At 59.4% G+C, this 11,873-nt stretch carries 12 protein-coding genes, 1 rRNA gene and 1 riboswitch; of the genes, 6 read left to right on the top strand and 7 right to left on the bottom strand.

Translation table 11 applies throughout. The features are described 5' to 3' along the window. From QU481_RS01035 to QU481_RS01025, 3 genes are all read right to left on the bottom strand, one after another. Positions 1-84: ribosomal RNA gene (locus QU481_RS01035) — 16S ribosomal RNA — on the bottom strand; the annotation flags it as partial. 670 nt (positions 85-754) lie between these two features. Then, positions 755-1,234, bottom strand: coding sequence for a transposase (locus QU481_RS01030; protein ID WP_289828005.1), 480 nt, complete (start codon positions 1,232-1,234; stop codon positions 755-757). Continuing rightward, on the bottom strand, positions 1,212-1,517 hold the full coding sequence (locus QU481_RS01025; protein ID WP_289828004.1) for a transposase: 306 nt from the start codon (positions 1,515-1,517) through the stop codon (positions 1,212-1,214). The genes QU481_RS01030 and QU481_RS01025 overlap by 23 nt, the downstream gene beginning before the upstream one ends. Before the next feature lie 182 nt (positions 1,518-1,699). On the opposite strand from QU481_RS01025, the gene QU481_RS01020 reads away from it, so the two are divergent. Next, complete coding sequence (locus QU481_RS01020; protein ID WP_289828003.1) at positions 1,700-2,026, top strand: cupin domain-containing protein; 327 nt, start codon at positions 1,700-1,702, stop codon at positions 2,024-2,026. Positions 2,027-2,170: 144 nt separating this feature from the next. Next, entirely contained in the window at positions 2,171-2,368 is a 198-nt protein-coding gene (locus QU481_RS01015; RefSeq protein WP_289828002.1) for a ribbon-helix-helix protein, CopG family, read from the top strand. 4 nt (positions 2,369-2,372) lie between these two features. On the opposite strand, the gene QU481_RS01010 is transcribed toward QU481_RS01015, so the two are convergent. Then, a complete protein-coding gene (locus QU481_RS01010) occupies positions 2,373-4,106 on the bottom strand; it encodes a SulP family inorganic anion transporter (RefSeq protein ID WP_289828001.1) in 1,734 nt (577 codons plus the stop codon). Between the two features lie 349 nt (positions 4,107-4,455). Between QU481_RS01010 and QU481_RS01005 the strand changes: the two genes are divergently transcribed. After that, entirely contained in the window at positions 4,456-4,797 is a 342-nt protein-coding gene (locus QU481_RS01005; RefSeq protein ID WP_289828000.1) for a zinc ribbon domain-containing protein YjdM, read from the top strand. Between the two features lie 354 nt (positions 4,798-5,151). Here the strand turns inward: QU481_RS01005 and QU481_RS01000 are convergent, their stop codons facing one another. Beyond that, a complete protein-coding gene (locus tag QU481_RS01000; RefSeq protein WP_289827999.1) occupies positions 5,152-6,084 on the bottom strand; it encodes an IS5 family transposase in 933 nt (310 codons plus the stop codon). 4 nt (positions 6,085-6,088) lie between these two features. Then, positions 6,089-7,081: a patatin-like phospholipase family protein gene (locus tag QU481_RS00995; RefSeq protein WP_289827998.1), complete on the bottom strand. Its 993-nt coding sequence runs from the start codon at positions 7,079-7,081 to the stop codon at positions 6,089-6,091. A 279-nt stretch (positions 7,082-7,360) separates the two neighbouring features. After that, positions 7,361-7,470, top strand: a riboswitch (yybP-ykoY riboswitch). 96 nt (positions 7,471-7,566) lie between these two features. Between QU481_RS00995 and QU481_RS00990 the strand changes: the two genes are divergently transcribed. Further along, on the top strand, positions 7,567-8,574 hold the full coding sequence (locus QU481_RS00990; RefSeq protein WP_289827997.1) for a sodium:calcium antiporter: 1,008 nt from the start codon (positions 7,567-7,569) through the stop codon (positions 8,572-8,574). Between the two features lie 115 nt (positions 8,575-8,689). Next, entirely contained in the window at positions 8,690-9,349 is a 660-nt protein-coding gene (locus QU481_RS00985; RefSeq protein WP_289827996.1) for a methyltransferase family protein, read from the top strand. Between the two features lie 287 nt (positions 9,350-9,636). Here the strand turns inward: QU481_RS00985 and ppk2 are convergent, their stop codons facing one another. Further along, a complete protein-coding gene (gene ppk2, locus QU481_RS00980; RefSeq protein ID WP_289827995.1) occupies positions 9,637-10,551 on the bottom strand; it encodes a polyphosphate kinase 2 in 915 nt (304 codons plus the stop codon). 297 nt (positions 10,552-10,848) lie between these two features. On the opposite strand from ppk2, the gene QU481_RS00975 reads away from it, so the two are divergent. Next, positions 10,849-11,799 carry a Ppx/GppA family phosphatase gene (locus tag QU481_RS00975; protein ID WP_289827994.1) on the top strand — a complete coding sequence of 317 codons (951 nt, stop codon included), beginning with the start codon at positions 10,849-10,851 and terminating at the stop codon, positions 11,797-11,799. The last annotated feature ends 74 nt before the right edge of the window (positions 11,800-11,873 follow it).

The raw sequence follows: 11,873 nt of genomic DNA, 5'->3' as shown, positions 1-11,873 counted from the left end.
CCGAAGTCCGTGCTGCCGTTCGACTTGCATGTGTAAAGCATTCCGCCAGCGTTCAATCTGAGCCAGGATCAAACTCTTCAGTTCAATCTTTCGCTAATTTCGTACTTGGCTGCAAGCTCAAAGAAACGAGTTCTTCAATCTTGCGGCATGAGCTCCTGATCAATCCAGGCTCTCACACCTATCGGTTGTTCGTGCTGTTAAAGAGCGGTTGTTGCTGACGGCGTCGCTTCGTGGCGTTGCTGGGTCAGCAGCAGAGGAGGCGAACTATACCCCCCGACCCCGGCGGCGTCAACACTTGCTTGCGGAAAAAAGGAGGAAACTGGACAAAGGCGATCAGGAAAGCAGGCAAATCATTGATAAATAATTAATTATGAATTTGAGCTATTTTACAAAACTGACCTGACTGCCGCCAATGGCGGCCTTTCCAGCCATGGTTCCATTCCCAATTCCGGTCGTTAACCCCGCTGCATCACCCCAAAAAACACCAAAGCCAGGCCGAACTGACGTTCGGCCTGGCTTAACCTTCCTCCATCCAGTGAGTGCCCGACCGGTGAACTCTGAGCTGTTATCTAGTTCGTTGTACTGTACTTGGCGGGCTCAGCCTACTGGATACCAGCCCCCCATTGGTTAGGCGGCGAAGTTCCTTAACAGCGCCCGGGCCAACCCCCATTACCCCTGCGGAATGCGAGCAAGCAAGTTTCCAAGTGCTTCCTTAAGCTCTGCTTCCAGCAGTGAGAAGCTGTCTGGTTAATGCCTACCGCAGTTTGGCAAGCGTTATTTTTAGCATGGCGACGCGCACGAAATTTTCGGCCGTCGCCGTCAGCACCTCGACATCTTTTGCCAGCCGGCGAAAGTGGCCCAGCCAGGCCAAGGTTCGTTCCACAATCCATCGTTTCGGCAGCACGGCAAAGCCATCCTTGATCCTGGTCGAGATGTGGCACTGGCGGTGCAGGACCTTTTGCACAAATTGCACCGTCGTGCCGCGATAGCCGGCATCGGCTGAGAATGCCCGTAGCGCCGGCCATTTTTCAACCGCTCGCGCCAACAGTGACGGGGTGGCCTTGGTGTCATGCTCGTTGGCGGCATGCACCTGAACGTGGAGCAGATTCCCCAGGACATCTACGACGATATGGCGCTTGCGCCCCTTGGTTTTCTTGCCACCGTCGATGCCTATCCTTTCGCTGGCAAGCACGGTCTTCACGCTTTGCGAATCAACGATGCCATAGCTTGGCATCGACTTTTTTTCTCTGGCGACGATGGGCGCGCGTCAGTTCGTCCAGTGCACGTTCCCAGACTCCTTGCTTGTTCCAGCGGCTGAAGTGGTCGTATACCGTCTGCCAAGGCGGGAAGTCTGTAGGCAACATCCGCCACTGGCAGCCACTTTTCGTCAGATAAAGCATCGCGTTCACCATCAGCCGCTTGTCGTGCTTGGGTGGCCGGCCGCGCCCATGTGCAGCCTCGAAATGATGTGCAATCAGGTGCCACTGTTGTTCAGTCAGATCGGTTGGATAAGCCAAGGGTTGTTACATGTCATGCAAAATGGCTTGATTTTCTCGCAATTTGGTTTTCAAGACAGCTTCTGATTTGAAGTGCTCCCTACTCCGTCCAATCGGGACTTTGCATCGGTGACGGTTATGGTGAGGAAAAGCGGTGCGCCTGCGGGTGGCAGTCGGGAAGATCAGACAGGGAGCCAGACATCATGCCCCATTCTAGTGAGCCTAAGTTCGTTTTTACCGATAGCCAGGCGATTCCCTGGCTGGACTCCAAGGTCGCCAGCGGGGTGCAGGTGAAGAACCTGGGCAAAGCAAATGGCCGGGCCATACAATTGGTGCGCTTTGCTCCGGGTGCCGTGTTTCCTTTCCACGAACATACAGGCCCCGAGTTCATCTTCTTGCTGGAAGGGGAAGCCTTTCAGCATGGGCAGCGGCTCACGGCCGGCTGGGCAGGCGTTGCGGAGCAAGGCACTGTCGATGACCAGTTTCACAGCGTTGCAGGCTGCCTTTTCCTGCTCTGCTATTCCGTTTGAAACTCGCCAACGCGGCCCTTGCTCGGCGAGCCCATCACGAAGTGCCAGCATGGCGACTGCATCCTGTGCAGCCAAAATGAGTGCTCCGCCCCCTCAATGCACATATAATGTGCATTGGATTAACACGCATCAGCCTCATTCGCCATGGAAAGCAAAACTGCCCGCCTTACCCTGCTGATCGATCCGGAGAAAAAGAAGGCCTTTGAGGCCTTGTGCGCGGCTCAGGACCTGACGCCATCCCAAGTGGTGCGCCAATTGATCCGGGAGTACCTGAAGCAGCATGGGGTGGAATACGCGACCAAGAGCAAACTCGGCACTTCGAAAGCAGGCCACACTAAGTAACCGCCTAATCATCATGGCCGTGGAAAAAGCGCTGGCTGGTCTTGAGCACGCTGTGTGCGTAGTCGCTTAAACGGTGTGGGTTGCTGCCTTGTTCATGGCTAGCCTGATCGGCCCGCTCGAGTACCGTCGGGAATTCATCCGCGTAGTCACCTTCCATTAGCAACGCCAGAACCCCTGCTTTGGCGAGCTTGCCACGAACCCGGTGGTTGGCCTCGCAAAGCATGACCCGCACCCCGCGCTTCCTCAGCTTGCCGATCACTTCCTCCAAGGTCTGCAGGCCGGTGATATCCATGAACGGCACCCGCCGCAACCGGAGAATCAGAATGTACGGATCGGTATGGGTTTGCAGCAAGGCGCGCTCAAAGTTTTCGACCGCGCCGAAAAAGAATGGTCCGGCGATTTCATAAACCAGCACTCCTTTAGGCAGAGCGGACAGCCCTTGATTAAAGAGCTCCAGTTTCAGCTCCTGCTCACTTAGCTGTTGCACTTCGACGGCCGTCGACATGCGACGCAGGAACTGCAGGATGGCGAGCGTCACGCCGATGTTAACGGCTAGCACCAAGTCGGTGAAAACGGTCAGCAAAAAGGTGATCAGCAGGATGGCCACATCGGCAAGAGGAGCACGACGGAGCATATGAGCGAAGTGCTTCAACTCGCTCATGTTGTAGGCGACCACAAACAGAATGGCCGACAGCGCGGACAGCGGAATGTTCGCCGCCAGCGGCGCTAGAAACAACACGATGACCACCAGCGTCAGCGTGTGGGTAATGCCTGCCAAAGGGCTGTTGCCACCGTTGCGGATGTTGGTGGCGGTGCGGGCGATCGCGCCCGTTGCGGCGAAGCCGCCGAACAGCGGCGTCGCCATATTGGCCAGGCCTTGCCCGATGAGCTCCTGGTTGGAATCGTGCTTGGTGCCGGTCATGCCGTCCGCGACGACGGCCGACAATAGCGACTCGATCGCACCTAGCATCGCAATCGCAAACGCCGGCCCGATCAGCTCGATCACTTGCGCCACGGTCACCGAGGGCAGCGCAAAACCGGGTAGGCCATGCGGAATGCCGCCAAAAGCGCTACCTATCGTGGCAACGCCCCGAAACTGAAAGAGGGCTTGCAGCACAGTAGCGACCACCATCGCCACCAATGGTCCGGGCACGCGCCGCAAGCCTCGGATGCGGGGCGTAAATACGACCAATAGCAGGCTGACTACCGCGAGGATGGTGGTGGCTGGATGCAGATGCGGAAGTGCCTGAATCAGGTGCCACAGCTTCTCATGGAAATGCGTGCCGGACACGGAGGGCAAACCGAAGAAGTCCTTCCATTGGCCGACGAAGATGATGACGCCGATGCCGGCGGTGAACCCGACGATGACCGGCGCGGGAATGAACTTGATCACGCCCCCCATCCTCGCCATTCCCATCAGGACGAGCATGAAACCGGCCATGAGCGTGGCCACCTGCAAGCCACCGATGCCGTACTTTGCCGTAATCCCCGACAAGATCGCGATGAAGGCTCCGGTAGGTCCAGCAATCTGTACTCTGCTGCCGCCCAGGGTGGATACCATGAAACCGCCTAGAATGGCGGTGTACAGGCCCTGTTCCGGTCGTGCCCCGGAAGCGATGGCAAAGGCCATCGAGAGTGGCAGGGCGACCACCCCGACGATAACCCCCGCCACGATGTTGGGTAGCAACGCCTGCTTCCCCAATAAGCCGGCACGCTTCGCTTCCAGAATCGTGATCACCGCCTTCCCCCTTCCATTCGGCCTCACCCCGCATTCTATGTGTATGTTATGATTTATCAATGCACACATGATTAACATGTAATGTTAACACATGGCAAAAGCGGCAGAACGACCGATGATGAAGAGGCGCGAACCAAGGTCCATCACTGGGTACGCACTAGCATCGAACGAAAATCGTCTCTCGTGTGGAAGGAGCGATCCGGGCTGGTCGCTACGAAGCGTTGGCCTCAGACTGCAGGCTGAGGAAGCTGCACGGCGATTCTCGCAACGAGTACGTTAGCACTGTTGAAAGTGCCTCCGGTAGTGCTGTCGCAGCACATAGAAATGTAATCATCAGGAGGAAGTAAACATGGGCGAATTGCCTAATTGCCCCCAATGTGGATCTGAATACACTTACGAAGACGGGGATCTTTATATTTGCCCGGAATGCTCTCACGAATGGGGAAAGCATGCTGCTGGTGAGGAAAGTGAGCAAAAGCGTGTCGTGCGAGATGCCTATGGCAATGTGCTTCAGGATGGCGATGCGGTCACCGTGATCAAAGACTTGAAGGTGAAGGGCTCTTCGCTAGTCGTGAAAGTGGGCACCAAAGTCAAGAACATCCGCATCGTCGAAGGCGATCATGATATCGACTGCAAAATCGACGGCATTGGTGCGATGCAGTTGAAGTCCGAGTTTGTAAAGAAAGCATAGAAATGCACTCCAATGGGGGTTTCCGCTGATTGGGCGGACAACTCCCGGCGGACGAACCGCCACCACGAAGCTTGCCCCGCAATCAGGTCCGACCTTATGCCGGGCCCCGGCTTGCCCCAGATGGCAGGCCCCTGCTCCGGACGTCGATCGCCCCCTCCGCCCGTTCGGTCATGCCGTGGCAAGGACTGTCACTGCCCTTCTCGGCCCGCCATTGATGTCTTCGTCATTAAAATAGCAAAACCGACGCGCCAGAGCCGGGATAAATCTGGTATGCCTCCCACGCATCATCTCCATCCCGACGGCTTTGTTGCACAAATCAGTGAAAGGCCGAGCTACCCCAATCCCCAGACGGATTTATCCCATGCGTACCGTTTGTGGCGTGCCCAGGGCTGTAAAGCGATTCAGAATCGCTGCACAGATTTGAAGCTCCGCTACCTGCCGGTCAAAGTCCCGCGACTTGACGCGGTCCGCCAGCAACTTGAAGCAGTGCATCTTCGTTTCGACCAAGCTGCGCCGATGGTAGCCACTCCACTTTTTCCAGAGCGTTCGCCCCAGATACTTCACCGAGCGTAGCGACTCATTGCGAGCCTGATTGCCCTGTGAATTCCCTTTCCAGAATTGGCCGTTTCGACGCGGGGGAATGATGGCAGCAGCCCCGCGCTCCGCAATCGCTGCGTGACATAGGCGTGTGTCGTACGCCCCATCCGTGGTAACCGTCACCAGCCCCTCTGCCTCTGGAATTTGTGATAGCAGCTCCGGCAACATCGTGGCATCGCCGGTGCGATTGTCGGTCACTTCCATTGCCCGGATTTCCAGCGTTTGCGCATCAATCCCCAGATGCAGCTTGCGCCATTGACGGCGGTAGTCAGCACCATGTTTTTTCACCTTCCACTCTCCTTCGCCCATCATCTTGATGCCGGTGCTGTCCACTAGGAGATGCAGGCAACCCTGCTTCTTCTGTACCGGGATGCGCACCTGCAGGTCTTTCTGGCGGCGGGAAAGCGTGCTGAAGTCGGGAACGGCCCAGTCAAGCCCAGCCAGGCGAAGCATGCTTTCGACCATGCCTGTGGCTTGCCGTAACGCCAGGCCAAAGAGACATTTGATGGTGAGACAGAACTGAATGGCAGCGTCGGAGAAAGTCGGCTGACGCCCTCGTTTGCCTGTGGCAGGCGCCAGCCAGTTCATGTCTTTGTCGAGCCAGAGGAGTAGCTGCCCTCGCTGCTTGAGGGACTGGTTGTAGGCATGCCAGTTGGTGGTCTGGTACTTGGGAGGGAGAGGCTTGCTCATGCCATCATTCTACCGGACGTACGCAAGCCCCGATTTGTGCAACAAAGCCCTTTTCTCGCCCAAGGTCGCGCAGGCTCTCGAGAAAAGGCAGATGCGCGACCAGTTTCGTTTCGCTCGCCAGCCGGCGCATGAAGTCCTGTGCGTCGACCACGTGGAATTTCGAGCGCGCGAGGCGCCGCTCCAGGCGACCGATCGGCAGCACTTGGCGTCGGGCGAAGGCCTGCAGTCGCGCGAAGGCACGCATTTCATGGAGGAAGCTCGAGCTGAAGGCGATCTCCAGTGCCCGGTCGCGGATCTCCTGCGCGCTGCGCGGGGTATTCTCGTGCTGCAGCGGCGTCAGCAACACCAGCATGATGTCGTCCGAACGGCATTCGTAGAACAACGGAAACACCGCCGGGTTAGCGGCATAGGCACCGTCCCAGTACGGCTCGCCGTCGATCTCGACCGCATGGTGCAGCGTCGGCAGACAGGCCGATGCAAGCAGGGCTTCGGCCGTGAGTTCATGGTGACGAAACAGGCGCAGCTTGCCGCTATTGGCCTGGGTGGCGGCGATGAACAACCGGACCGGGCTCTGCACGCGCAATCGCTCAAAATCGATCTGCTCGACGACGATATCGCGCAAGGGATTGTGGTCGAAAGGGTTGAGCTGGTAGGGCGAGAAATAGTGCGACCACTGCCGCATCAGTTTGAGCGCCGGCGCCAGCGTGACACTTTCGGCATCCCAGCCGAAGGCCAGATCGAAAGGCAGGCTGGCCGACACCGCGAGCCAGAATCGGGCCAGCGCCTCCCGGGCGCCGTCCCGGCCCCCCCGCTGCAGGCCGTCGGCCAAGAGCACGGCGTTCATCGCGCCGGCGCTGGTTCCGCTCACACCGTCGAACTCGACGCGACCATCCTCGAGCAAATGATCGAGCACGCCCCAGGTAAACGCCCCGTGGGCCCCGCCACCTTGCAAGGCGAGACTAACCGGACGTGTCTTACGCCAACCAAGCATCTTCATGGGCTTCTCCCTGTACCAGAAGCCGATCGTCGCCATCGTTCCGCACGCCCCCTTGATAGCGAGGGCGACTCGTCACACCTTGATACGGCATGACGATGTAGCAACGGACGATGGAGGGATCGGGATGGGCCGGTGTCTGCCTCCGTTACGCTCCCGTATGGATTCGGGCCGGATGTCTGCATCCTGTCCAGCCCAGTGTCCACAAAGCTAGGGCAGACCGTCAACCATTGTGGACCCCGATTGTGACGCGACGGCACACGAAATCCTGTTAGAATCACCTCCGTTGTCATTGGGGAGTAGCTATCCTTAACGCCCCGTTAAGGAGTTCACATCAACAAACTTGGCGGTCACAGACCCCATGGTGTGAACAGCCTCTGCTCACGCAGAGTAGCCCGGCGAGACCTTTGGCCACGATACGCTTACCCTGCCGGGCGAGCCGTGTCGTTGCGCCATCGGATCCTTGCTCGCCCGGCCATGTTACTTTCATGCTCCAAACACTCATCCTGTTCTTCTTGTCTGCGGGCGCCATCTACTGGGCCTGTGAGTACTTCGTCAACGGCATCGAATGGCTGGGCCGCCGCATGAACCTGGGGGCGACTGCCGTCGGGACGGTGCTCGCCGCCTTCGGCACGGCGTTGCCCGAAAGTGCGGTGACGTTCATGGCCGTGGTCTTCGGCGACACACCGGCGCACAAGGACCTGGGGGTCGGTGCCGCGATGGGGGGCCCGTTGGTCTTGGCCACCCTCGCCTACGCCGTGGTCGGCTTCGCCCTGCTGATGAACCGGCGACAGCTCAATCGCGCCAGTTTCGAGGTGAAGGTGGATCATCGCCGCCTGAGCCGCGATCAGGCGGCCTTTCTCGCCGTGTTCGTGCTCAAAGTGACGCTGGGCCTGGTGGCATTTGCGATCAAGCCCTGGCTGGGCGTGGTGTTCCTGGTGGCTTACGCCATGTATGTCTGGCGTGAGATTCAGGACGGCGACACGGCCCCCGAAGAGGAGGAGCTGGAGCCGCTGAAGATCCGTCCCGCACTGGAAGAGCCTTCGCTTGGGTGGGCGGCGCTGCAGTCACTGCTGGCGCTGGTCGTGATCGGTGTGGCGTCCCACACTTTCGTCGCGCAGCTCGAAGCGATCGGCACGGCGCTGGATTGGTCCCCGCACGTGGTGGCCCTGCTGCTGAGCCCCGTGGCCACCGAGCTGCCTGAAACCATGAACGCCTTGATCTGGGTGCGGCAGGGCAAGGAACGGCTGGCATTGGCCAATATTTCCGGGGCCATGATGATCCAGGCGACCATCCCGAGCGCGCTAGGCATCTTCTTCACGCCGTGGCGTTTCGACGGCCCGCTGCTGATCGCCGGGCTGGTGACTACCGTCGCGATCGTCTTCCTCTGGGCACTCTTTCGCCGTGGTTCCGTCGACGGCCGGGCGCTGGTGACGGTCAGCGCGCTCTACGGAGTGTTTGGGGCCTTTGTGCTGCAGCATTTCTACGCCAGCTGACGGCGGCCTCGGCAAAGCGGCACCATGGGAAACCGGCCCCGAGGGGCCGGCCAAAAGCAACCATGCAGCGGCGGTTCTACGCTGGTAGAGGAATCTCTCAGCCAGCGAGGCAGCCATGAATGTCACGCCCAGAATGGCGTTCTTTACACTGACGTCGACCCTTGCCTATCTCGGGCTTGCCGTCCTCGGAGAGGGTGGATTCGCGCCCTTCTTCTCCCACCCGGCCCTGCTTGTCATCGCCGTGGCGACCATGGTGATGACGGTGATCGCACTCTTCACCGAAGGAAACCTGAGCTCCGGCGTGCGGGAAGACAGGGCCAATCGGTGGGTTCTGCCGGTGATAGGAGTGATCGGCCTTGTGGGAGGTTATCTGCCGGCCTATACGGACCGACTGGGCATCTGGACACTCGACGGCGAGAACCTGCGCTGGTTTGGCGTCGTGCTCTTCATCGCCGGAGGAGCGCTGCGAATGTGGCCAGTCTTCGTGCTAGGCTACCGATTCAGCGGACTGGTCGCCATCCAGCCCGGCCATACACTGGTCACGACCGGGGTGTACAGAACCATCCGCAACCCCAGCTATCTGGGCCTGCTCATCAACTCGCTGGGCTGGGCCCTCGCCTTTCGTTCGGGCGTCGGCATGCTGCTGACGGCGCTGACCCTTCCCCCGCTCATCGCACGAATCCATTCAGAGGAAGCGCTGCTGCGCAGCCAGTTCGGCAGTGAATACGATGCCTACCGTTCGCGCACATGGCGGCTGATTCCCTGGGTCTACTGATGCGAGTGGAAGCTCAGGCAATCCGTCCCGGCCTATCCCCACTCTGTCCCCACGTACGCGCAATGATTCTGGACGGGCCATGAGGTTCGCCCCCTCCGAGAAAGCTGCATCGCCCCGACCGCTATCCCCGATATCGGCCATGTCGCTATCCTGCAGACCCCGACCGAAGCCATCGTCGGGCTGATACGCGGCAATCGATAGTGTCGGTCAAATAGACAGGGAGCCGGGGCCACACGGCAGCGCAACTGCCCAATCCATGGCGATACGGCGCTTCCCAAGGCAAGGTATCAATACACTTCGGGCACCATCATGGCGGAGGGCACCGGGTGGCGAATATAATTGGCGTGGCGGATGCGCTCGGGCAACACGATTTCCGGCCTGTCGACCTCTTGGTAGTCAAACTGACTGAGGAGATGGTGAATGCAGTTGAGGCGGGCTTTTTTCTTGTCGACCGCCTGCACCACCCACCAGGGCGCTTCGGCGATATGGGTGCGCTCCAGCATGATCTCCTTGGCTTTGGTGTAGGCCTCCCAGCGACGGCGTGACTCCAGGTCCATCGGACTGAGCTTCCACTGCTTCAGCGGATCGTGCATGCGGCTGAGGAAGCGCAGATGCTGCTCTTCGTCGCTGATGGAGAACCAGTATTTGATCAGCCTGATGCCCGAGCGCACGAGCATGCGCTCGAACTCCGGCACCGACCGGTAGAACTCCTCGACCTCGTCCTCCGAACAAAACCCCATTACGCTCTCGACCCCTGCGCGGTTGTACCAGCTGCGATCGAACAGCACGATCTCGCCGGCGGCAGGCAGATGCGGCACATAGCGCTGGAAATACCACTGGGTACGCTCGCGGTCGTTGGGCGCCGGCAAGGCAACCACCCGGCAGACGCGCGGGTTGAGTCGCTGGGTGATGCGCTTGATGACTCCACCCTTGCCTGCCGCATCGCGGCCTTCGAACAGAATCACGACCTTGCTCCGCTGGCTCACGACCCATTCCTGCAGCTTGACGAGTTCGCCCTGCAAATGGAACAAGGTCTTGAAGTATGAGATGCGCGCAGCGACCTCCTCCTCGCTTCTCGACATCCCTTCGGTCAGCACCTCGTCCATGCGACGATCTTCGATCTCCATCTCCAGCTCCTCGTCGTAGCCGTCAAGGAGGTCGCGCTCAATCCTTCTCATCAGTTCGTCGTGATCAGCAAACATAGCAATACCCGCTTCGGATCGGTAAGGGTGTTTTGACTATCTTCCCCGTCGACAATGACATCTTCATTGCGCCAGCTCAAACAAGCCTTGATGACAAAAGAATTCGGCTCAACCGAATTGTTGCCTCTCTCCCAAGATAGTTGACCTGTCGCCGCGCGCAGCAATGGCTTGTTTCGGCACGGTTTCCGTATTGTGACTGTCATCGCGGCGTAACAGAACGGAGGGCAAAATTCCGCATCGTCCTCGCCCATCGTGGCGATGTTGCTTACGACTCGTGAACGCAGGTGTCCTTAATACATGGCTTCTCCTTCCCCGTTTTATGCCGCAGTGGATCTCGGTTCGAACGCGTTTCGCATGATGATCGGCCAGCAGGTGGTGCAGGATAAGAAACCGGTCATCCAGAAGGTGGAAACCTTGCGCGAGCCGGTACGCTTGTCCGAGGGCCTACAGGGCATGGCGTTGGACACACCGGCACTAGAGCGCGGTTGGCGGGCACTGGAGCGTTTCGGTAAACGCTTGCGGGGGTTTGAAGCGGGCCGTGTCCGCGCGGTGGCAACCAACACGGTACGCGTGGCGGAGAACGCCGCCGAGTTTCTGGCCGAGGCCGAACAACGACTGGGCTTTCGCATCGACGTGATCTCCGGTCACGAGGAAGCGCGTCTGGTTTACGCCGGCATCGCGCACGCGATGCCCGACCCGAACACGACCCGACTGGTGGTCGACATCGGCGGCGGGTCGACCGAATTGATCGTCGGGCGCGGCGACACGCCCTTGCTGATGGAGAGCGTCCCGATCGGCAGCGGGGTATTCAGCAAACGCTATTTTGCCGACGGCCGTATCACCAGCCACGCCTTGCAACTGGCTGAGATGACCGCCTGTGACGAGATCGGCAAGGTGGCCCACCGCTATCGAGAGCATGCCTGGCAGCAGGCCATCGGCTCCTCCGGCACCGCACGGATGCTGGCCAAGGTGCTCAAGGCCAACGGTTTGCACGACAGTGCAGGCGGCATCACCTATCAAGGCTTGCTGCGTCTGTCGGTTCGCATGCTCGAGGCGGGACGGATTGAACAGTTGAAGCTGTCCGGCCTTCAAGCGGAACGTTCGAGCACCTTGCCGGGTGGCGTCGCGGTGATGCTCGCGGCGTTCAAAGTGCTGGGCATCGATGAGATGATGACATCCGAGCCTGGCCTGCGACTGGGCGTCCTGCACAGCCTCATGCATCAGAAAGTCGGCACGCTCCTGCAGTAAGGGAGCTGGGGCTTCGTCGTGCCGGTTTGGTTTCTCCTTGCCGTTCCCCGTCTCAGCTCTAAATGGCAGTGCAA

This window comes from Crenobacter oryzisoli (genome assembly GCF_030385785.1).
Lineage (GTDB): Bacteria > Pseudomonadota > Gammaproteobacteria > Burkholderiales > Chromobacteriaceae > Crenobacter_A > Crenobacter_A oryzisoli.
This window is presented reverse-complemented; position numbering and strand designations above follow the sequence as displayed.

Bases quoted from the DNA above. Each gene is read 5' to 3' on its own strand.
- QU481_RS01030 (WP_289828005.1), bottom strand. From the start codon at position 1,234: ATGCCAAGCTATGGCATCGTTGATTCGCAAAGCGTGAAGACCGTGCTT.
- QU481_RS01020 (WP_289828003.1), top strand. From the start codon at position 1,700: ATGCCCCATTCTAGTGAGCCTAAGTTCGTTTTTACCGATAGCCAGGCG.
- QU481_RS01015 (WP_289828002.1), top strand. From the start codon at position 2,171: ATGGAAAGCAAAACTGCCCGCCTTACCCTGCTGATCGATCCGGAGAAA.
- QU481_RS01005 (WP_289828000.1), top strand. From the start codon at position 4,456: ATGGGCGAATTGCCTAATTGCCCCCAATGTGGATCTGAATACACTTAC.
- QU481_RS01000 (WP_289827999.1), bottom strand. From the start codon at position 6,084: ATGAGCAAGCCTCTCCCTCCCAAGTACCAGACCACCAACTGGCATGCC.
- QU481_RS00995 (WP_289827998.1), bottom strand. From the start codon at position 7,081: ATGAAGATGCTTGGTTGGCGTAAGACACGTCCGGTTAGTCTCGCCTTG.
- QU481_RS00990 (WP_289827997.1), top strand. From the start codon at position 7,567: ATGCTCCAAACACTCATCCTGTTCTTCTTGTCTGCGGGCGCCATCTAC.
- QU481_RS00985 (WP_289827996.1), top strand. From the start codon at position 8,690: ATGAATGTCACGCCCAGAATGGCGTTCTTTACACTGACGTCGACCCTT.
- ppk2 (WP_289827995.1), bottom strand. From the start codon at position 10,551: ATGTTTGCTGATCACGACGAACTGATGAGAAGGATTGAGCGCGACCTC.
- QU481_RS00975 (WP_289827994.1), top strand. From the start codon at position 10,849: ATGGCTTCTCCTTCCCCGTTTTATGCCGCAGTGGATCTCGGTTCGAAC.